Annotated in this window: 14 protein-coding genes; 7 read left to right on the forward strand and 7 right to left on the reverse strand. The window is 65.6% G+C overall.

Annotated elements, in window-relative coordinates; all coding sequences use genetic code 11:
- Positions 1-211 precede the first annotated feature (211 nt).
- Positions 212-1,570, forward strand: coding sequence for an MFS transporter (locus tag Rhe02_RS27970; RefSeq protein WP_203911365.1), 1,359 nt, complete (start codon positions 212-214; stop codon positions 1,568-1,570).
- A 62-nt stretch (positions 1,571-1,632) separates the two neighbouring features.
- On the opposite strand, the gene Rhe02_RS27975 is transcribed toward Rhe02_RS27970, so the two are convergent.
- Entirely contained in the window at positions 1,633-2,448 is an 816-nt protein-coding gene (locus Rhe02_RS27975; protein ID WP_239124086.1) for an AfsR/SARP family transcriptional regulator, read from the reverse strand.
- Positions 2,449-2,689: 241 nt separating this feature from the next.
- Here Rhe02_RS27975 and Rhe02_RS27980 point away from each other — a divergent pair, with 241 nt between their 5' ends.
- From Rhe02_RS27980 to Rhe02_RS28000, 5 genes are all read left to right on the forward strand, one after another.
- On the forward strand, positions 2,690-2,863 hold the full coding sequence (locus Rhe02_RS27980; RefSeq protein ID WP_203911366.1) for a hypothetical protein: 174 nt from the start codon (positions 2,690-2,692) through the stop codon (positions 2,861-2,863).
- Between the two features lie 2 nt (positions 2,864-2,865).
- Positions 2,866-5,124 (forward strand): TOMM precursor leader peptide-binding protein, encoded by a 2,259-nt coding sequence (locus Rhe02_RS27985; protein ID WP_203911367.1) that lies wholly within the window; start codon positions 2,866-2,868, stop codon positions 5,122-5,124.
- 35 nt (positions 5,125-5,159) lie between these two features.
- Positions 5,160-6,683: a SagB family peptide dehydrogenase gene (locus Rhe02_RS27990; protein WP_203911368.1), complete on the forward strand. Its 1,524-nt coding sequence runs from the start codon at positions 5,160-5,162 to the stop codon at positions 6,681-6,683.
- A gap of 172 nt (positions 6,684-6,855) precedes the next feature.
- Positions 6,856-7,971, forward strand: coding sequence for a sensor histidine kinase (locus Rhe02_RS27995; RefSeq protein ID WP_203911369.1), 1,116 nt, complete (start codon positions 6,856-6,858; stop codon positions 7,969-7,971).
- Between the two features lie 9 nt (positions 7,972-7,980).
- Entirely contained in the window at positions 7,981-8,646 is a 666-nt protein-coding gene (locus Rhe02_RS28000) for a DUF4184 family protein (RefSeq protein ID WP_203911370.1), read from the forward strand.
- Here the strand turns inward: Rhe02_RS28000 and Rhe02_RS28005 are convergent.
- Positions 8,609-9,664, reverse strand: a complete 1,056-nt coding sequence (locus Rhe02_RS28005; RefSeq protein ID WP_203911371.1) for an acyltransferase domain-containing protein — start codon at positions 9,662-9,664, stop codon at positions 8,609-8,611. The genes Rhe02_RS28000 and Rhe02_RS28005 overlap by 38 nt on opposite strands.
- A gap of 73 nt (positions 9,665-9,737) precedes the next feature.
- Between Rhe02_RS28005 and Rhe02_RS28010 the strand changes: the two genes are divergently transcribed.
- Positions 9,738-10,769: a ketoacyl-ACP synthase III family protein gene (locus Rhe02_RS28010; RefSeq protein WP_203911372.1), complete on the forward strand. Its 1,032-nt coding sequence runs from the start codon at positions 9,738-9,740 to the stop codon at positions 10,767-10,769.
- A gap of 53 nt (positions 10,770-10,822) precedes the next feature.
- Here the strand turns inward: Rhe02_RS28010 and Rhe02_RS28015 are convergent, their stop codons facing one another.
- The 5 genes from Rhe02_RS28015 to Rhe02_RS28035 all read right to left on the reverse strand — a co-directional run bounded on the left by Rhe02_RS28015 (position 10,823) and on the right by Rhe02_RS28035 (position 21,272).
- Positions 10,823-11,461, reverse strand: a complete 639-nt coding sequence (locus tag Rhe02_RS28015; RefSeq protein ID WP_203911373.1) for a class I SAM-dependent methyltransferase — start codon at positions 11,459-11,461, stop codon at positions 10,823-10,825.
- Between the two features lie 10 nt (positions 11,462-11,471).
- A complete protein-coding gene (locus Rhe02_RS28020; protein ID WP_203911374.1) occupies positions 11,472-15,401 on the reverse strand; it encodes an NACHT domain-containing protein in 3,930 nt (1,309 codons plus the stop codon).
- Between the two features lie 159 nt (positions 15,402-15,560).
- On the reverse strand, positions 15,561-17,354 hold the full coding sequence (locus Rhe02_RS28025; protein WP_203911375.1) for an RICIN domain-containing protein: 1,794 nt from the start codon (positions 17,352-17,354) through the stop codon (positions 15,561-15,563).
- 97 nt (positions 17,355-17,451) lie between these two features.
- On the reverse strand, positions 17,452-19,038 hold the full coding sequence (locus tag Rhe02_RS28030; protein ID WP_203911376.1) for a hypothetical protein: 1,587 nt from the start codon (positions 19,036-19,038) through the stop codon (positions 17,452-17,454).
- Positions 18,990-21,272, reverse strand: a complete 2,283-nt coding sequence (locus Rhe02_RS28035) for an NACHT domain-containing protein (protein WP_203911377.1) — start codon at positions 21,270-21,272, stop codon at positions 18,990-18,992. The genes Rhe02_RS28030 and Rhe02_RS28035 overlap by 49 nt, the downstream gene beginning before the upstream one ends.
- Between the last annotated feature and the right edge of the window lie 35 nt (positions 21,273-21,307).

Genomic DNA, 21,307 nt, shown 5'->3' on the forward strand with positions numbered 1-21,307 from the left:
TATATTGGCGCGCGCTAAAGCAACGCGCGGGCAGCGCCGCGTGGGTTTTGTGAGTGCTCGGGTGGGGCGCTGCTGTTTGTCTAGTAATGCCAAGGATTGTTGGGCGCAAGCGCTTGAGGCGTGACCCGCCCCCTGCCGCCACGGCCTGACTCACCCCTCGGCCGCAGCCTCCGGTTGGCGCGTCACAAGCATGCCAACCGGAGGTCTATCTATGGTTACCGTCGCCCCCCGCACCTCGTCGCCGTCTCGGCTTCCCGTGGTGTTGGCCGCCTGCTGTCTGGGCCAATTCATGATCATCCTGGATGGCTCGGTCATGAATGTCGCACTAGGCGTCATCAACGAGACGTTCACCTTCCGCGGCAACACCCTGCAATGGGTTGCCAACTCCTACGCCATCATCTACGCGGGATGCCTGCTGCTCGGCGGGCGGCTGGCCGACCTTTACGGGCGGCGGCGGCTGATGCTCATCGGCATCGTCATCTTCACGGTGGCCAGCATGGCGGCCGGGATAGCGTTCAACGCCACCACGCTGGTGATCGCCCGCGGCTTCCAGGGTCTGGGCGCCGCCATCATGGCGCCGGCATCCTTGACGGTACTGGGCACCACCTTCACGGACGGGCCGGCCCGCGCGAAGGCGTTCGGGCTGTGGGGGGCCGCGGCCGCGAGCGGTGGCGCGATCGGGGTTCTGCTGGGCGGCATCTTCACCGAGTGGCTGTCCTGGCGCTGGCTCCTGCTGATCAACCTGCCGATCGGAATCGCGCTGTATAGCATGGCCGCCTATTCGGTCAAGGAATCGCGCTCGGCGGCGGACAACAAGCTCGACATCCCCGGTGCGCTTTCCATCACGGCGGGCTTGATGGCGCTCGTCTACGGCATCGCTGAGGGCTCGCTGCCGGCGATCGTCGTGGGCCTGGTGGTGCTCGGCTTCTTCCTGCTCGATCAGGCCAAGCTGGCCAAGCAACCGTTGGTGCCACTGAGTTTCTTCCGGAACCGTTCCGTTACGGCGGCCAATCTGGTTGCCCTGGTGGCGAGCGGTGCCATCTTCACCGTCTTCTACTTCTTCACCCTCTATATGCAACAGGTTCTCGGCTATTCACCGATTCATACCGGCCTGGCCTATCTGCCGTTGACGGTTGGGGTGTTCCTCGGCGCGCGCGGTCTGGCCCCGCACGTGACCTCGCTCGGCCCGAAACGGGTGCTCCTGATTGGACTGTCGCTGTCGGCCGCCGGAATGTTCTGGCTCGCCACCGCTTCCGCGCCGGTCTCCTACTTCGCCGACCTGTTCGGGCCCACCATCCTGCTCGGGCTGGGCCAGGGCGTGGTGACCACGGGTACGGCCCTGGCCGCCACCGCGGACCTGCCCTATCACCAGGCCGGCCTGGCTTCGGGAGTGCTGAACACCACCCGCCAGCTCGGTGGCGCGGTCGGCCTGGCGATGCTGGTCGCCATCGCCAACTCGCAGGGCTCGCTGGGCAACGGCTATCTGCTGGCCTTTGCCGTCTCCGGCGTCTTCCTGCTGGTCAGCCTGATCCCGGCTTCCTTCGCCCCGGGCGGCGCCAAGCGCGAGTGAGGACAACGTTAAGGGGGGCCCCATAGGGTCCCCCCATCGCCGGTTGAGGTCGGGATTGGCTTTTAGGGTGTGAAGGCCAGCCCGGCCTGGGTCAGGAACATCGACTCGTCCAGGGACGGGTCCGAGTTGAGAATCGCGCGCTGCAGGTGTTGCAGGCGCGCCGAAGGCTCGACGCCGAGCTCGTCGACGAGAGTCTGGCGAAGTGACTTGAATATCTCCAGCGCACGCCATTGCCGGCCCGACCGGTACAGCGCAATCATGTACTGCGCGCACAGGTTTTCGTGGATCGGATAGCGGGCCGCCAACACGGCCAGCTCGCTGAGCAAGGTGTTGTGCCTGCCGAGACGCAGATCGGCCTCGATGCGGGACTCCAGCACGGCTAGGCGGCTCTCCTCGAGCCGGGTCACCTCGATGCCCAGCCTCAGTCCAATTTGGACGTCGACCAGGGCCTGTCCGCGCCAGATCTCCAGCGCGGCCCGAAGCAACCGCGACCCGGCCTCGTTGTCGCCCTGCTCCAGAGCGCGGGTGCCGGCCACGGCCAGCCGCTCATAGCGTTGCACGTCAACGTCTTCGGGCGTCAGATCGAGCATGTAGCCGCCGTACCTGGTGACCAACACCTCTTTTGCACCGCCGGCACTGGTGGTGGATAGCGCGGCCTCGATCCTCCGCCGCAGTTGCATGATGTAGGTCTGCAGGGTGGTGAGCGCGCTGCGAGGCGGGTTCATCCCCCACAGTTCCTCGATCAACGCGGGAACCGTGACCACCTGGCCAACCTGGAGCGCCAGCAGGGCGAGGATCTGTCGTGGCTTGGCAGCGCTGGGAGCGATGGTGCGGCCGTTTTGATAAGCCTCTAGTGGTCCGAGGACCTTGATGTCCACGTAAGACCTCCCCTACCGCGTGGGCATAGATGGTTAGGGTGCTGCTTGATACAGACTGCCCATTCGACCGGCCCGGCGGCAGTGTGCAGACCACTGAAGCGGTATGAAGAACGCCGGGTGCGGGACGTGAAAAATGCATATCCGTCTCATGAGCCTGACACTGGCGATGGGCCGGAGCAGAGGCTGAAACTCCAATCACCACCGATCGGTTCCATGCCAACAATCGATCATGGAGTGACCCATGTACTCACCAGCCATTGACAGACCAGCCACTACCGCGACCCTCAACTCCATCCCCGACTCGCAGGTCGAGCTCATCATCGACGAATTCGACCACTGGACCCTGCCCGACACACTGGTACAGCCGTGCGGCGGTACCTGGTGCGCCGCCGACGTGGTGGTCCGGAGGCGATAAGCATGACCTCGGGTGCCCCCAGGGAGAGGATCGGCTTCAAACGGCATTTACGCGCCGAGGTGGTGGCCGGAGATGCTGTATACCTGTTCTCCGAACGCGGAGTCACCGCGCTGGAGGGCGGGCGGATCGAAGCCGTGGCTCCACTGCTTGACGGCACCCGCGATCTCCAAACGCTGCTGCGCGAGACAGCTACACCTGGGATCTCGCAGGAGCAGCTGCAAGGGCTCATCACCCGCTTGGCTACCGCAGGCTTGGTGGGACGCCGTTCACCAGCGGAGATCAGCGACGAGCCCGCCTACACCTATTGGGAAGCCGCCGGCCTGGACCCAGACGCCGCAGTCAGCGCGGCCTGCGCTCCGGTCCAGCTCCTCACCACGGGGAGCGTCAACAGGTCTTATGCGCTGCGCACGTTGGAGGCGGCAGGCCTTGCCATTGCCGCCCCGGGCACTCATCCCGGCCTGTCGGTCGTGCTCTGCGACGACTATCTCTCGCCCGAGCTCGCCGATGTGGACGCGTCACATCGGCGAGCCGGACGGCCCTGGCTGCTGGCACGGCCGGCCGGGGAAAGAATTTGGATCGGTCCGGTCTTTCAGCCGGAGCGCGATCAGAACGCCTGCTGGCATTGCCTGGCCCACCGGTTGTGGGGACACCGGCCGGCCGAGGCTCACGTGCAGACGATGCTTGGCCGGCGCAGGCCCGTGCCCCGGCCCACGGCCGGCATCACGCCGTTGATGACAGCCGCGCTGAGCCTGGTCGCCGTTGAGGCGACGAAATGGCTTGCCGGCTACCGGTACCAAGGACAAAGCTGCATCTGGACCCTGGACAGTTTGAACATGCAGGGCCAGCGGCACGATGTGCGCAAGAGACCGCAGTGCGCCAGTTGCGGCGACCCCACTCTTGTTCGCACGCAGGCTCGGCGGCCGGTGCAGTTGAGCGCGCGCCCGAAGGGTTCGCTTTCGGGTGGGGGCCATCGGGCCCTTGGCCCGGAACAGGTGCTCGACCTTTACCAGCATCTGATCAGCCCGGTTTCCGGGGTGGTGAAAGAGATCCGGCGTGACCATCGGGGCCCGGCGTTCCTCAACGTCTTCCAATCCGGCCCCATGCAGGCCCGCGTGGGCTGCGTGGAGGGGTTGCGAAGCGCCTTGGGGCTGCAGAGCGGCGGCAAAGGAGTCACCGCCGTGCACGCCCAGACCAGCGCCCTGTGCGAAGCGCTGGAGCGGCATTGTGCAACTTTTCAGGGAGACGAACAGACCCGCAGAGCCAGCTTTGCCGCCCTCGGCGATCAGGCCATCCATCCCGATCGTTGCCAGCTTTTCCATCCGCGCCAGCTCGACGAGCGCGACGCCTGGAACGACACACACGGCCCGTTCCAGCACATCTGCGCGCCCTTCGACGAGAAGGCCGAACTCAATTGGACTCCGGTGTGGTCGCTCACCGAGCAGCGGCACCGGCTGCTTCCGACCGGCATGCTCTACTTCGGAGCTCCGCGCGAGCCTGGCCCGCTCATGGTACGGGCCGACTCCAACGGCAACGCGGCCGGCACGAGCCTGGAAGATGCTGTGCTGCAAGGCCTTCTCGAGGTGGTGGAGCGCGATGCGGTGAGCCTGTGGTGGTACAACCGCACGATTCAGCCCGCAGTCGACCTCGGCGCCTTCCGCGATCCCTGGATAGCAGAGCTAATTGACGTCTACGCCGGGATGCACCGCGAGGTGTGGGCGCTCGACCTGACCGCAGATCTTGGCATTCCCACCACGGTCGCGCTTTCCCGCCGCGTGGACCAACCGGAAGAGGACGTCATGCTCGGCTTCGGCGCGCATCTGGACCCGGCCATCGCGCTGCGCCGCGCCCTCACCGAGATGAACCAGCTGATGCCGGCGGTGATTGGCGGGTACCACAGCAAGGATCCCGATGCGCTGCGCTGGTGGCGCACGGCCACCCGCGCCAACCAGCCTTACCTGAGCCCGGATCCAGACGCCCCGGCCCGGCGGCCGGCGGACTACCACTCGTCGCATTCCAGCGATCTGCGCGACGACATCGAGGCCATCCACCAACGGCTGCGCCAGCAAGGCTTGCAGTTGCTGGTCCTCGACCAGACGCGACCGGACATCGGCCTGCCCGTCGTGAAGGTCATCGTCCCTGGGATGCGCCAATTCTGGGCGCGTTTCGCCCCCGGGCGCCTCTTCGAGGTACCGGTCCGACTCGGCCGGCTGCGTCAACAGACCCCTTATGAGAAGCTCAATCCGTTCCCTATATTCGTATAAGTCAATTGGTGCCAGGCCGCTCCCAGGAGACAGTTGTGACAAGCGAACCCGTCAGCTATCGGCTCTGCTCGCTGCGCGAAGACGTGATGGTCGAGGTGGACGGCGGCGGCGATTTCATCATGCTCACAACGCACTGGGGGGACGCCACCATCGCCCAGCCGACCGAGGCGGTCCGCGAGTCCCTCGAGCGGATGAGCCTTGGCCCGGTGCGGTTGGACAACGTGCTGCCGCGCGATCCGGCCGAACGCCGCCGGGTCGAACGTGTGCTCGAGTTGCTCAACGGGGTGGTGGTGCATTCGCTGGGGCATGAGGAGATGTCGGGTCCGGTGCTTTCCGCGGTGCCCATCGCGCGGCGCGCCCGCTTCATCCTGCCGAAGATCGAGCGCCATCGACCTATTAAACTATCCAAATTTGCCGCTATGCGGGCAAGCGAGGGCGAGCTGGTCCTCGAGTCCCCCCTCGCCCGGCATCGCCTGATCCTGCACCGGCCGATCGCGTCTCAGGTGGTCACCCTGCTCGGCCGGGCCACCGTGCTGCCCGACCTGGCCGCCGCGGCCAACCTCGGTCTGCCAATGGTGCGGGAGATCGTTTCCTATTTGGTCGCAGCGGGAATGGTGCTCATCGGCATCGGCGACTCCCCCACGTCAGCCCGCTTCGCCGAGGACAACGATCCACTGCTCGCCCCTTGGACTCATCATGAGCTGCTGTTTCATAGCCGAAGCCGGATCGGCCGGCACGACAATCCGCTCGGCGCCATGCCCTCGGACATGCGCCAGATTCAGGTGGCGCCCGCGGTCAAACCGGTACCGGACGGTCCGCGCTTTCCGCTCTATCGCCCCACTTTGGCCGAGCTGGCAGCGATGGACCCGCCCTTCACCGAAGTCATCGAGGCCAACAGGGCGATCCGGGATTTCTCGGCTGGCGACCCCACCCAACAGCAGCTCGGTGAGCTGCTGTTTCGCGCGGCACGGGTGCGTTCGATGACACAGGTCGGCCAGGACGATCTGAGCTATCTGGTCACCGACCGTCCTTACCCGAGCGTCGCCGACCGCTACGAGCTCGACCTCTACGTGACCGTGAACAGCTGCGCCGGGCTCTCCCGCGGGATCTACCACTACGACCCGCAGGGACACGCGCTCACGCTCATTAACAGGTCCGAAACAGAGCTGGCGGAGCTGCTCGACGTCGCCATGGTGGCGGCCGGGTCGCGCCAGCGGCCGCCGGTGCTCATCACCATGACCGCGCGGATGGCCAGATTTGCCTGTTCCTATGGCGGAATCGCCTATTCCACCGTGCTGGAACACGTCGGCGTGCTGCAGCAAACGTTGCATCTTGTCGCCACTGCGATGGGCCTGGCACCTTGCGCACTAGCCTTCGGTGACAGTGAGATAGCAAGTGACGCCTTTCTTATCGACTGGCCCGCGGAGGTTAGCGTGGGCGAGATCGCTCTCGGGGTCAGACCCGAAGTGGACTCGCTCAAAAAAAATCGACCGCTGGAAATGCCATGCTTCACCGACACTAAGCGTCACGTGAAGGTGACCGATAAACTGCTGTATTGAATATCGACAGGCAGGAGCTGCGCGCCTTCCAAGGGGGATACATATTGGGGGCAAATGCCGCCGACCGATAGGAGAGACACATTGGGGAGGAGGGGCCGTGGATATCGCTCGGGGGGAACCCGCCGATGGCCTCGGGACGCGCTTCGCGCCCGTTTTGGCCAGGACGATTGTTATGACGGTCTTCGGGGGCTTCTGCTTGCTGGGGTTCCTGCACGTACTCTATGAAGGTCAGCTCTCGGTCAGCCTGACATTGCTCAGTCTGGTACTGATGCTGGCGCTGTTCGGGCTGCAAATGCTGCACCTGAGCCCACATGGGCCGAAGCTGCGCCGATCGAACCTGGGCCACTTGGTCCTGTTAGGACAGGCGCTCATCGTCTACCCACCGATGCTCATATACGGCCCGGCCTGGATCAGCCTGCCGGGCTTCGTCGGTGGCGGGGCGCTGCTGGTGCTCTCCCCCTCCTGGGGCTGGACCATACTGGGCCTGGTCGCCGCGAGCGTCGGCTACATCCAGGCGCTCACGATCATCCCTGGCGAACCGCTGGTCATCTCAATCTCGTATGCCATCATATCGACCATCATCACTGGCTTAGTCATCTATGGATTGACCCGGCTGGCCAGCGTTGTCACCGCGATGCATGCCGCCCGCACCGAGATGGCCAAGCTCGCGGTCGCCGCCGAGCGGCTGCGCTTTGCCCGCGACCTGCACGATCTGCTCGGCTACAGCCTTTCCGCGATCTCCCTCAAGAGCGAGCTCACCCACCGCCTGGTGACCAAGAATCCGGGCCGGGCCGAGGAGGAGCTGGCCCAGATCCTGGAGATCTCCAGACAGGCCCTGGCCGACGTGCGAGCTGTCGCGAGTGGATATCGTGAACTGTCCTTTGACGACGAAGCCAAGTCGGCCCGTTCGGTGCTCTCCGCCGCCGATGTCGATGTGCACATGGAGCTGTTGCATCGGGACCTGCCGCCCAGGGTGCGCACGGTGCTCGCCACGGTGCTGCGGGAAGGGGTGACCAACATCCTGCGCCATAGCAAGGCGGAGCGGTGCGACATCACGCTGCGCCAGACCGACAGCGACGTGACCATCGAGATCGTCAACGACGGCGTTCCACCCGGGCCTCGCGAGCCGTTGCTCGACAGCGGCAGCGGCATCCACAACCTGTCCAACCGGGTGGCCTACCTCGACGGCTCGCTCACCACCAGCAACAGCCCGGACGGATATTTCCGGTTGCGGGCCACCATTCCCACCGGCCGCGAAGAGTCCGAGCTGGCATCGACGAATACCTAAGCTGAGCGGATGCCGCTGACCTTCCCCTCGCACGCCGCCGCGGTGCTACCCCTCAAACGATGGCGCCCCGCCTGGTTTGACGGGGTGGCCCTGGTGATCGGGTCGGCCTCGCCGGACCTCGCCTACGCGCTGGACGGGTCGGGGCTGCCGGTCTATCCGCTGTCGCACCAATGGCCCGGCCTGGTGCTGTTCTGCCTGCCGGTGACGCTCTTGGCGTGCGTGCTGGTGCGATGGGCCGCGCCAGGAGTGGCGGCCCACCTACCGGGCCGTCTCACCGCCTACGGCATCCTAGGCTGCTCACGGCCGCCTCTGCTCGTGACCGCGACGTCAGCCATCATCGGCGCCGCCTCCCACCTCATCTGGGACAGCCTCGCCATCGGCCCCTTCGACCTCCCCTCGACCGCGATCGGTGGCGCGGTGGCGCTTTACTTCCTCCTGCGCTATCCACCCACGACAGACACCCCCACGCCGCACCGGGCAGCCCGCGCCCCGGTGGTTTTCTGGCCGGTGGCGGCGGCGGTGGCCGGCGCGGGCATCGCTCTGGCGATGCGATTGCCCGCGGCGTTTCTGGCACACACCACCGGCGCGCGGGTGCTGATCGCTCTCGCGGCCGGGATGCTCGCCGGGGCGGCCGTGCTCAGAGGACTTCGTGGGCGGCCTTCAGAAGTGGCGTGAGCGCGTCGAAATCGAGGTCGTAGCCCTCGGTCCAGATCTTCCTCGCCACCGTGAGCGCCGCTTCGCACTCCCGTTTGCGGCCGGGCATCAGCGAGACGATGTCGCTGGCCCCGGCTCGCACCGCGCGATGCCGCCGCGCGAAGGCGGTCAGCGTCTGGCCCGGCCCGGTCTCGATCATCAGGGCGTCGCTGTTGCCGAGCATCCGCTCCAGAGCCTGTCCGAAGTAGACGGTGTCGACCACCTGCCACGCCCAGAACTCGGGCATGACCGCTTCCTTGGGGGTGAGGATATCGCCGGTGTAGCCCGAATAGATGGTCATTTGTGGGGCGTTGAGCTGGATGGTCCCCAGGTCCTGCTGACACGCCTCGGCCGCGGGCGCCATGGCCGGGCAGTGGAAGGGGCTCGTGGCGGGCACAAGCGCGACGATGTACTCGTCCTCGCGGAGCCGGCTTTCCACGTAGCGAAGCTGGTCGGCCGGCCCAGCGAGCATGACCTGACGCGAGGCGTTGACCGCCGCGATAGCCGTATCGCCGAACAGGTATGGGCGCACCTGGGCCTCGGTCGCCGCCACGGCCAACATCCCACCAGGTGGGATCAGCACCGCCTCGTGCACGCGTTTCATCTGCGAACGCACCGCGTCAGGCAGCGAGAACACACCGGCAAGGGTGGCCGCCACCATCTCCCCGGCGCTGTGGCCGAGCAGCGCCACCGGTTCCACGCCCCAGCTCGCCACCATTTTGGCCAGCGCATAGTCGACCGCGAACAGCAGCGGCTGTGCCCTGCGTACGTCATCGATGTCGATGTCGGAGGTCTGGCCGAGCCAGTCGGACCGGATCTGTCCGCCCTCCGGGCCCATCAGGGCGAGCACCTCGTCCATGGTCGAGGTGAACACCGGGTCCAGGCCGTAGAGCTCAGTGGCCATGCCGGTGAACTGCGAGCCCTGCCCGGGCAGCAGCAGCACCACCGGCCGGGGCCCGCCGGGGCGGATGGTTCTGGTCCACAAGTGAGGCGTCACCATGCCCACACGGTGGCTTCGCGGCCTTGAGGACCACCCGAACGCCTCTCGAGGGTCACGCAAGAGCATGGAGCGCGTGAGAGTGGAGAAGGACATCTTTGTACGAGGCAACGGAACCCGGCTGCCCGAAACCCTCCTCGTCTCAGACGCGATCGCCTCCGGTGAATGCGACCCGCGCCTGGTCCGGCGCACCGAGGTGGTCTCCGTGGCAGTGTCGCCGCGGGAGTCCGCCGCCGAGATGGCCGTCGTGGCGGCCCGCGTCGCGCTTGAGCGCGCCGGGTCGACCTCCGCCGACGTGGACCTGATCCTGCACGCCGATACCTATCACCAGGGCCAGGACCTGTGGCCGGTGGCCTCCTACATTCAGCGCGAAACCGTGCGCAACACCTGCTCCGCCATTGAGATCCGTCAGATGTCGTGCGGCGGAATGGCCGCGGTCGACCTCGCCACCTCCTACCTGACGGCACAGCCGGGCCGCGCCGATGCGCTGCTGACCACCGCCGACCGGATGTGCCTGCCCGGGGTCAACCGGTGGAGCACCGACCCGGGCACTCCCTACGCCGACGGCGCCACCGCCATCGTCCTGTCCACCCGCGGTGGGTACGCCAAACTGCGCTCGATCGTCATGTACGCCGACTCCGAATTGGAGGGTGTGCACCGCGGCGACGAGCCATTCAGCCCGGCACCGTTCAGCCACCGCATCCCGGTCGACTTCGAGGCCGCCAAACAGGCCTTCACCCGCCAGTTCGGGCTCTCCTTCGCCATCCAGCGGGTCAACGCCAGCCAGCGTTTCGCCATCAAACAGGCCTGCGCCGACGCCGACGCCGAGCTGGCCGAGATGGATTGGGTGATCCTGCCCCACTTCGGTCACCGCCGCCTCGAAGTCGGCTACTTCCGCGAATTCGGCATCGATCCCGCTCGTACCACCTGGGAGTGGAGCCGCACCATAGGGCACCTAGGCGCGGGCGACCAGTTCGCCTCGCTCGGCTATCTCGTCGACACCGGCCGCGCCAAACCAGGTGACCGCTGCCTCATGGTCGGCGTCGGCGCGGGCTACACCTGGGGCTGCGCGGTCGTCGACATCATCGCCCACCCCGGCTGGGTCTAGCTCCGCCGCTCCTGAGTCCTAGGGCGCCCGGCCGTCACCATCATGGCCCATCCTCACGCGGGCTGCCCGCTGAACACCGCACGCCAGTGTGGCCCAACCCGTTCCAGGAGCGTGGGCGTGCCGAAGGACTCGATCTCGGCCCGGGTGAGCGGCCATGGCGGCAGCTCCTTCGGCGGCGCGCCAGGATCGGCCGCGCGTGCCTCCACGTAGAGAACGCCGCCCGGCTTGACCAGTTTGGCTATCTGCGCGATGGCCCGCGGCCGAACCGTGGCCGGAAGCGCTTGCGCGGTGGCCACCTCGACCACAAGGTCGAAGCCGGGCAGCCACGAGGCCGGCGGCTCGAACAGGTCGGCCACCACATAGGTGACCAGCGATTGCGGGAACCGCCGCCGGGCGGCGGCCACGGCGGTGGCTGAGATGTCGAAAGCTGTGGTCGCGAAGCCAAGCGCGGCAACGAATTCAGCGTTCTCGCCGAGGCCGCAGCCGACCACGACCGCCCGCTTGCCGGTGCCGTCGAGCTCTTGCGCCCACTGCACGAAAAGCGGGCTCGCCTCATGGTGGTCCCACGGCACGACGGCGGCGCCACTCTCCGCCGCCGCGTAAACCTTTTCGAACCACGCGGTCGGGTCAGCGGCGGCCAGCGAGTCGGCCGCCGCCCGGCGAAAGTAGGTGAGTGGATCGTCTTCGCTCATAACGGACAGGCTATCGGGCGGCCGTCCGATCGGGATCATCCCGGGGTGCGGGCACGCGCTGAGGGCGAACGGAACGAAGTCCAGGCCCGCGGCCCCCCGAACGAGGGGTCAAGGACAGCCGCTCCAAATCCGCTGCCTCCTGAACGGTCAGCGCCTCAGGCCGCACGCGCTCGTAATACTTGACGATTGCGGTCTGGGCCATCGTTGCGTGCGTACCGAACAGCGCCCGGATCGGGTGGGCGTCGTCGATCTCGCAGCACAGCCGCAGTATCGCCGCCAGGTCGCCCCGGTCCACCAGATTGCTCGCGGACAGATAGCGGTGGTCGGCGTCGAGTTTGGCCAGGCCCGATGACGTTCGTGCGGCAAGCCGCAATTCCAGCACCTGAAGCCTGCGGCTGCGGGCTCGGGTGTCCGCCTCGGCAAGCATCGCAGCCGCCAGTGTCTCGATCTGAGCCTGCCGGGACAGGTCCGCCAATTCACGGCCGTCCAGCGCAGCCTCGATAATCTCGGTGAGCGGCTCCGCTTGCAGGTTGTGCAGTCTGGCTCCGGCGCTCAGCAATCCCTCGGTCCGTTGCCAAGCCGCCGCTTCCAGCTCGGGGAAGCCGGCCGCCTGGGCATACAGGCAAAGGGCGACAGCCGTGGCCAGATCCTGTGCCGCACCCGCCACGTCAGCAGCATCTCCCAGAGAATCTAGGCCGTCACGGAATGGATCACAATTGTGGGCTGCTTGGAGAAGCAGGGGCGCGGCAAAGGGACTTCGCAACAGCGTGCTCACATTCCCAGGATCACTCTCGATAATCGCACTCAGGAACCTGTGCGCCCAACCAGGACCAAGAAACTGGGTGAAGTGGCGGACCATCAGAGCACTCTCGTATCGAGAATGGGCCATACAGTCGGAAAAGCTAGGACCTGGCATCGAGCCCAGCGACGCCTGCTCGTCGACCGAGCAGGCGCGGTCGACGACTTCCAGCAGTGTCACCAGGGTGGGCCGCAGGTGCGGTCCGGGGGCGACAACCTCGGGCAGCGCGAAGGCATCTTTGGCCACCGACACGACACCGCGCTGAGCCAGCTTGGCCTCCACCACAGCGTCGATCGAAATGCCTTCCTGGGCAAGGGTTCGGGCCGCGGTGGGAAGCATCTCGTGGCTCACATTGCCGGCCTCGTAAGCGCAGACAACGGCTGTGCCATAAGCGATTCCGTCGGCCAGCGCGCCGGCCACCGCCCAGGCCGCGTCCAGTCGGTTCGAAGTATCGCGGGCTACCACCGGACGGCTCACCCAAACCCGCCCCCCGTTGCGTGTGGACCGCAGGGAGTGCGGAAGCGAGGCCAAGGTGTCGAGAGCAAACCACGAGCGCCACAGGTGGGTCAGGCGATCCCAGGGCCGGCAATCCGCGGTGTCGACAGTCATCATGCGTTCGTCGAACTCGACCTCGGTGCGGGTCAGGTGCGCCCACAGCAGAATCATGTTCAGGCTGTAGACGGCGAGATGTCCTAGCAGCGGCAGGCTTCCGAAGCCATTATCGGCGGGACGCGCGATCGGACCGGGGACAACGCCGTTGAGCACCAAGTCGGTTTGACGAAGCGCGAGCGCCGCAAGGTCGGCCTCGAAGTGCTCGGGCGAGCGGCCTTCCTCAGCGAGCCGGTGTGGCAGCCATTCGTGCATCATGGTCAGCACGACCGGGCGCGTGTGCACGCTGGTGAACATGGTCCGGGAGTACCAGTCGGATTCGGGCTCGGCAAGCCGTTGCAGGCGAAGGGCTTCGAACTGCCTGTCACCGGAAAGCTTGCGCAGCATCGAAGTTTCACTCAGTACCCGACGAAGCAAGAAATCGGCGGTGAGAAACTCTCCGAACGTGTTGTGCAGGAACTCAAATGCGACCGGCTCGGCGGACACGACATGGCTCTTCGACTCATGGATGAAGAAGAAGCTGCCCAGGAGCAACTCCGCCTGGGTGAGCGGCTGGCCGTGGGCAACTTCCACCGGCTGGGAAAGCTTGAAGTGGGCGATGTCGCGGTTGAGCTCGTTGCCCTGGATGTGCAACGCGCGGCGGTTGAACATGCCGATGGCCGCCACGCCCAGCCGCTCAAGATCCAGCTCGATCTGCTGGCGTTGCTGGTCTGCGCTCAGCGCCGCAAACGCTTCGGCACCATCGCCTTTGGTGCGCTCCCGTTCGATAAACCGGGTGAGCAGGCTGTGGTAAAGGCTGGTGCGATCGAGCTGTGCGTCGCGCAGCCCGTTGCCGGCCGAGTCGTAGACGGCCAACATGAGCAGCAGCAACGGTTGTGCGGCCAGCTGGATCACGCGCGAGCCCGCGTCGACCAAGAACGGCTCGATCCCTTGGTGGGCAAAGAATCCGCGATTCACCTCGTTCCACACCCGGGTCCACAGGTCGCGGCGCGACTGGTCGAAGTCAAGCAGGCGCACCACGGTGGACCCGATAGGCACGGCGGCCTTGTCGATCAGCGTGATCCGGCTGGTGACGATCACCCGCACCGGCCGGCCGTGCAACGCTTCGCGCCGCTGAAAGCTCTGCACCTTGTTCAGATAGTTGCTGAACACCCTGCCACTGGCCTGCAGCAGCTCGTCGTAACCGTCCAGGATGATCACCGGTGGTGTGACGGCCAGCGCTTCGGCATAGCTCGCCCAGTTCACGTCGTAACCGGTCAGGTGGCGAATGCGCAGCTCGATCTGGTCTTGCAGGTCGGCGTCGGCGTCCGCGTCGCGCAGCTCGATCCGGATCGGGTGGTACTGCTCGCCGAGCGTGGCGGCAAGCATCTCGGTAAGCAGCGACTTGCCCGAGCCGGGGTGGCCCAGCACGAGCAACGGCGTTTGGGTGCTGAGAACCGACTCCAGGCAGGTCACCAAGTAGTGGCCCAGGTCGTCGTGGACCGGAGTGTCCAGCCAGGCCGGCTCCAGCTCGAGCTTGCTGGCCGGATCGAGGTGGCGGAGCGCCTGGAATGCTTGCGGGACATACGCTTCCCGCCGCTTCGGATAGGTGAGCCGAACCCCGCTGTCATGGAACTTGTCGACGATGACCGGCTCTTCGATCCGCGCCGCGTAGGCCTTGGCCAAGGCTCGGGCCACCTTCTGTGCCTGCTCTGGACGATCGGCAACGGCTAGGGCATTGGCCTCGATGAGCGACTGCAGGTTGGCCAGCCCGACGTCGATGGTCTTGGCCGACTCGGCCACCTCAGCGACGCGGGCCAAGGTGGCTTCGGACAGGTCGGCGGTGAGCTTGCGCAGCCGGGTGAATTCGTAGATCTCGGCCCACTTCGCAAAGGCGGGCACCTCGATGAGCAGCTCCAGATATTGGGCATCGAAAAGCTCCATGGCGCGCGCGACTACCTTGTCCCACAACATAAGCTCTAGAGACCTCTGGGTGGTGGCGTCGATCGCTTCCCAGGCGGCGAGCTCAGACACAAATTTTAGATACCTCAGGGCGAGCAGCCGGTAGCGCTCATGGCGCCACCCGTGCTCACCAACCGATCCTTGGGCCGGAGGCATGAATTCCGGTACCCCCATCGCCTCATCCGGGTTGCTCAATGCTCGCTCGACAAGGCGTTGACGTTCCTCATCGGTGAGGGCCATCGCACGGGCCAGCTGAGGCGCCTCCAGCTCGATCGCCTCGAAGAAGGCGCTGTAGTGCAGCAGCAGGTGGGCGGCGTTGAGGCGCTGGTGCCGGGCAAGGAAATCGCCAGGCTTGCCGGAGAGCAGGCGCTTGCTTGCCGCGCGGGCCAGCTTTATCAGCTCGTCCTTGGGCTGCAACAGCTCCAGCGCAAACAGACCGGTCGGGCCCATTACGGCCGGGGTCAGCAGGAGGGACACACCCAGGAATCGATCCAGCCCGGTGATCAATTCTTGGTCCCAGCGATCCTTCGCAGCGAGATCCTTGATCTCCGCGAAGCTAATCTTGGAGCCGACCCATCCGTCCTTGACCATGCAACTCAGCCTTCCATGGCTGCATAGTCGATGGAAGGCTGTCACCGTCTCGAGGGAAATGGCTGGAGAGACAGGGATAAGAGGCCACCCGTAGGACGTGAGTGGCGCACCCGCCATGGGCCCGTTACCGCCGCCCATGGCGGGTGATGGTTCACCGGGCTATGGCCGGCGCTGCCATTGCTGGTTGGTGCCGGTGCCGCAGGTCCATTGGACCAGCTGCGCGCCGTCGGTGGTGGCGGCGCCCGAAACCTGAAGGCACTTGTTGCTGTGCCGGGCGATCAGCTGGAGGTAGCCGGTGCCCAGGTCCTGAATCCGCCACTGCTGGTTGGTGCCCGTGCCGCAGGCCCATTGGACGACGCGAACCCCGTCCGCGGTGGCGCTGCTGCCACCGAAAACATCGAGGCACTTGCCGCTGTTGGCGCTGGTGACTTCGAAGTAGCCGCCGCCCAGGTCGCGGAACCGCCACTGCTGGTTGGTCTGGCCGTTGGCCGCCCATTGGACCACGTTGGCACCGTCGGCAGTGGACGCGTTGAACACGTCGGCCAGTTTGCCGCTGTGCCGTGCGGTGAGGGTGTAAGGCGTCGCCGGTGGGACGGTGGTCTGCGGAGTGATCCGGTAGAGGCCCGCGCCGTGAGCCGGCAGGCTGCGGGTGAAGGTGCCGGTGAAGGTGCCCAGGGCCGCGCCCGACCACAGGTCGGTCGCCGTCGCCGAGCCGATGCCCAGGTCGGCCAGGTTCAGCGCGACGTTGGCGGAGGCGCTGCCGCGGTTGAACAAGGCGACATACCTGGCGTTGCTACCCGGCACGTCGGCGACCCACACCGGTTGGGTACCACCGTAAAGCTGGCGGTTGTTGGCACTGTTCTGGTCGACCGCCACGACGGCCGCGTTAGTCATCAGCGCCAGCTCGGCGGCCCGGTTCTCCACCAGGTTGCCGCCCCACATCAGCGGGGACCGCGTGATCGACCACAGCGTCATCAGGGTGCGCTGTTCGTCGGCGGTCAGTGCGGAGTAGCGCGGCGACCCGACCGGGCCCTGTTTGGACAGCCGCCCGATCGGGATCATGTCGGGGTCAGGCCACGCGCCGGAAGAACGGAACGGGGTCCAGTCGCGCAGCTTGTCGAACAGGGCATCAAGGGACGCCCAGTTGTCCCACAGGTCGTTCACCACGCGCCACATGTGCGCGTTCGCGGCGACGTGTGCCCCGCTGGCCAGCGGTGTCGGGCCGGGCGAGAGGCTGATCACCATGGGCCGCCCGCTGCGCTGGATCGCCAGCCGGTAGCCGTCGACCTCCGCCTGCCGGTAGGTGGGCGCGGCGATGTCATCGATCTTCACGAAGTCCACGCCCCAGCTGGCGTAGAGCTGGAACACCGAGTCCAGATAGGCCTGTGCTCCGGGATGGCTCATGTTCAGCCCCCACATAAGGTTGAGCCACGACGCGGTGGTGCTGTTGTTGACCTGGTTGGCGCGGTAGCTGGTCCCCAGAATGGGAACGTTGTCCGCGACGGCCTGGCGCGGAATCCCCCGCATCAGATGGATGCCGAATTTCAAGCCGGCCGCGTGTACGTAATCGGCCAGCGGCTTGAAGCCGTTCGTGCCCGTGGCCGACGGGAATCGGGTGGTGTCGGGCAACAGCCGCCCGTTGGCATCCATCCGCAGCCGGGGCTGCAGGTTGGCGTCCTGGTTCGGGCTGCCGGTGCCGCTGCCCGGGTAGTACCAGGCCCAGTCGATGACGATGTACTGCCAGCCGAACTGGCGCAGGTTGTCGCGCATGTAGTCGGAGTTGGCGCGTACCACCGATTCGGTGACATTCCAGTTGTACGAGTCGTAGCTGTTCCAGCCCATGGGTGGCGTGGTCGCCACACCGTCGGGATTGGCGTGGACCGGTGAGTCCACCCCCAGCGGCAGAATCGCGAGTAACAAAGCCAGCACGACACCCAGGCTTGATCTATGCATGTGCACCCCTTCGGTGGCAGGGCACAGCCGAGCCCGGACGGCGCGCCAAAAATCAGTGCATCGAGCATACTCGATTGTCACGAACCGCGCTGCCCAGCTACTTCCTCGCCATCGAGGTCAAGAATTCCAAATCGGACGCTTCCTGGACGGTCATGGAGGCCTGCGGCAGCCGCCGCAAGCGGGCGGTCAGCTGGTCCACGGCAGCGCCAAGTGGCTCACCAAAGGCTGCTCGCATGACGAGCTCAGGATCGAGCTCCCGGCACAATCTCAGCACCTGGGCGAGATCGGAACGACTAACCCACTGCAATGGATACACAATTGGATGCCCCTGCACCATCGAGCGTAGCGGCTTGCCAGGGCTGGCCCTGACCACAAGCCTGCGCGTCATGAGCCAGGTGCCGAGGGTATGCGCGCGGGGGTCCGTGGCCTCATAGAGGTGACCCGCAATATCGCGCAGCACGCTGGGTGAGGCGGTCTCGGCCAACGCAGCCTCACCGACCTCGAGGAACTGCGTCTCCGTCAGACTCCCAATGCCCTCCGCCCGAAGCACCCTGTTCTTGATCGCTTCCCACGCCATCGCTCTGAGCCCAGGGACATCGCCGCTGGTCGCCAGGGCGTAGACGGCGAGATCTGTTTGCAGGTCCAAGGTACAGCCGTCGCTCCACCCCTCCTCTAAGACGCGGAGGAGGTCGGATCGCGGTTCAAAACCAATCAACGCCCTGAGCATCGGCTCCGCGGCCGGTCTGTTGAGTAGGTAGTTGACAGCGACCGTACTAGTTATTCCGCTGAAGCCTTCCACGACAAAGTGCGGATCACTCTGACTCACACTCGCTATCAATAGCGCAGCTTCGTATCGAGGCAGCGTCATCATGATGGCTCCGACCTGAACCATCTGCCCGGCAAGGACATCGGCCAGTTCGACCGAGCCAATCCGGAGAAATACCTCCATCAAGGCGATCGATTCCGCAGTGAGGCCAGGCGGATGGCCGACCACGGAAAGACGATCGGCCAACTCGACCGCCGACAGCTCGCCCAGCTGAGCCCGCCGCCAATTCACGATGGGCTCGATCGAGATCCCTTCCTTCGCCAGCTTTTGCGCCGCGGCCTGCAGCGTCGAAAGGCCGGCCATCCCTGCCAGAAGATAGGAGGTCATCGCCGTCCCATACCCGATGTCATCGGCCAGGCCGTGGGCAACGAAGCTGGCCAACGACAGCCTGTCCTGAGTTTCGCCAACGATATGGGGCAGGCTAAGCCGGACGGTGGCCATGTCTCGCTCAGCGGTCAGCGAGTTGGGCAGTGAGCCGAGCGTATCCAGGCCAAACCACGAACGCCACAGCTGGGTCAACCTGTCCCAGGGGCGGCAATCGGCATGGTCCGAGAACAGCGTGCCCTCGTCGAATGGCACCGGGTCGCGGGTCAGGTGTGTCAACAGAAGAACCATGTTCAGGCTGTAGACGGCTGCGTGTCCCAGGGCGGGCAGGCCGTCGAATGCAGCATCGGCAGCACGCTGAATAGGGGAAACATCGCCGTTGAGGACGAGATCGAGCTGGCGCAGTGTCAGCGCGGCGAGATCGGCCTCGAACTCCGAAGGTGCGCGTCCCGCCGCGGAAAGCCTGTGCGGCAACCACTCCCGCATCATCGACAGTACGACCGGGCGCGTGTGCAGGCTGGTGTAGAGGTGCACGAATACCAGTCGGCGGGCGGCTCAGCCAGATGCTTGGCGAGCAACAACTCGAATTGCTTGTCACCGAGCAGCTTTCGCACCACCGAAGTCTGGCTCAGTACCCGTCGCAAAAGGAAATCAGCGCTGAGAAACTCACCGAACGTGTTGTGCAGGAACTCAAATGCGGTCGGCGAACTCTCCTGCCCGGAGCCGCTCCAGCTCTTCGACTCGTGGATGAAGAAGAAACTGCCCAAGAGAAGGTCGGCCTGCGTCAGTGGGTGGCCATGGCCAACCTCGATGTGCTGCGTGGCATGGAAGTGCGCGATGTCCCGGTTAAGCTGGTCGCGGTGGATGTGCAGGGCGCGGCGATTGAACATGCCGATCGCTGCCACCCCCAACCTCTCAAGATCTTGTTCGATCTGCTGGCTCCGCTGCTCGGCGGTCAAGGCCGCAAACGTCTCCGCACCATCGCCTTTCGCCCGTTCCCGGGTGATGAAGCGGGTCAGCAGGCTGTAGTAGAGGCTGGTGCGGTCCAGGTGCCCATCGCGAAGCCCGTTTCCGGCCGAGTCGTAGACAGCGAGCATCAGGAGCAGCAACGGCTGCGCGGCGAGCTGGGTGATCCGCGGCTCCTGGGGCAGCGCAAACGGCTCGAGATCGCGGGCGCGGAAGTAGCCAAGGTTGGCCTCATTCCAGATGGCGGCCCATTTTTCCTGGCGCGACCGGTCGAAGTCGAGCAGGCGCAGGATGGTGGCGCCAGCGGGGATGGCGGCTTTGTCGATGAGGGTCAGCCGACTGGTGACCATGACGCGCACCGGGCGCCCTTGAACGGCTTCGCGACGCTGAAAGCCCTGCACCCGATTCAGATAGTTGCTGTAGGTCTTGCCGCTGGCCTGAAGGAGCTCATCGAAGCCATCGAGGATGATCACAGGTGGACTGTCCGCCAGCTCCTCGGCATAGCTCGCCCAGTTGACGTCATGCCCGGTGACCCTACGGATCTCATGCTCGATCTGATCCTGGAACTCCGCCTCGGCGTCGGCGTTGCGTAACTCAATGCGGACGGGATGGAACTGCTCGCCGAGGGTGGCTGCCAGCACCTCCGACAGCAACGACTTGCCCGAACCCGGATGGCCCAGCACCAGCAGCGGGGTCTCGGTGCTGAACGCCGACTCCAGGTAGGCCACGATGAAGTGACCAAGATCCTCGTGGACTGCCAGCCGCTCCCAGGTGGCCTCAAGCTCGAGCCGCTGCGCAAGATCGGTGTAAAGCAAGGTCTGAAAGGCTTGTGGCAAATAGATTTCCCGCCGTCGCGGGTAGGTGACGGTCAGCTCGTCATCGCGGAAGTTGTCGACGATGACCGGTTCAGCGATCCTGGCCTCATACGCCCGCGCGAGCCCTTGCGCCACCTTGCGCGCCTGCGGCGATCTGTTCTGCGCGACCCCACCGGACTCAATCAGCGTGCGCAGGTTGTTGAGCCCTACGTCAACGGATTCTGCCGACTCGGCCAGCTCGTTGAGGCGCTCTATCGTCTTGGCCGAGAGCCCGGCGGTGAGGCTGCGCAGCCGCGTGAACTCGTACACCTCTGCCCACTTGGCGAAGGCAGGCACCTCGATGAGCAGCTCCAGATATTGGGCCTCGAACAGCTCGGCCGCCACGTACGGCACTCGATTCAGGTTCTCGGTAATGGCTGCGCGCTCAGCGGTGGACTTCAGCTCCCAGGCCGCCAGACCCCTGATGAAGTCGAGGTAGCGGATCATCATCGCGCGGTAGTGCAGGGTCCGCCAATCGCGTTTATCTGCAGGATTCGTCGCTGGGTGCGCCAGGGCGAACGAGGCGACCGAGTCATAGGACTCATTGGACAGCGACCTTTTCACGAGACGGTGCCGCTCGTCATCGGTCAGCGCCACCTCCGTGGCCAGTTGCGGCACCTCAATTTCCACCGCTTCGAAGAAGGCGCTGAACTCGAGCAGCGAGTGGGCCGCCGCAAGCCTGCGGTGCCGGCCGAGGAAGTCATTGGGCTTGCCTGCAACGAACCGCCTTGCGGCCGCCCTGACAATATTGATCAGCTCGGCCTTCGGCTGCAACAGGTCCAGCGCAATCTTCCCGATTGGACCGGTGACCACTCCGGCAACAAGGAGAGAGATGCCCAGAAACCGATCGAGATGATCTATCCACTCCCTGTCCCAGCGGTCTTTGGAGGCAAGCTCCCTGATCCCAGCGAAGGTGATCTTTGTGCCGGTACCGATGTCTTTGGCCACGGATGGAGCTTTCCATAGCGACTTAGCTGATGGAA

This window comes from Rhizocola hellebori (assembly GCF_016862955.1).
Classification (GTDB): Bacteria; Actinomycetota; Actinomycetes; order Mycobacteriales; family Micromonosporaceae; genus Rhizocola; species Rhizocola hellebori.

Coding starts and splice junctions, on each gene's coding strand:
- Rhe02_RS27985 (WP_203911367.1), top strand. CDS start 2,866: ATGACCTCGGGTGCCCCCAGGGAGAGGATCGGCTTCAAACGGCATTTA.
- Rhe02_RS28000 (WP_203911370.1), top strand. CDS start 7,981: ATGCCGCTGACCTTCCCCTCGCACGCCGCCGCGGTGCTACCCCTCAAA.
- Rhe02_RS28005 (WP_203911371.1), bottom strand. CDS start 9,664: ATGGTGACGCCTCACTTGTGGACCAGAACCATCCGCCCCGGCGGGCCC.
- Rhe02_RS28020 (WP_203911374.1), bottom strand. CDS start 15,401: ATGGTCAAGGACGGATGGGTCGGCTCCAAGATTAGCTTCGCGGAGATC.
- Rhe02_RS27995 (WP_203911369.1), top strand. CDS start 6,856: ATGACGGTCTTCGGGGGCTTCTGCTTGCTGGGGTTCCTGCACGTACTC.
- Rhe02_RS28025 (WP_203911375.1), bottom strand. CDS start 17,354: ATGCATAGATCAAGCCTGGGTGTCGTGCTGGCTTTGTTACTCGCGATT.
- Rhe02_RS28015 (WP_203911373.1), bottom strand. CDS start 11,461: ATGAGCGAAGACGATCCACTCACCTACTTTCGCCGGGCGGCGGCCGAC.
- Rhe02_RS27980 (WP_203911366.1), top strand. CDS start 2,690: ATGTACTCACCAGCCATTGACAGACCAGCCACTACCGCGACCCTCAAC.
- Rhe02_RS27970 (WP_203911365.1), top strand. CDS start 212: ATGGTTACCGTCGCCCCCCGCACCTCGTCGCCGTCTCGGCTTCCCGTG.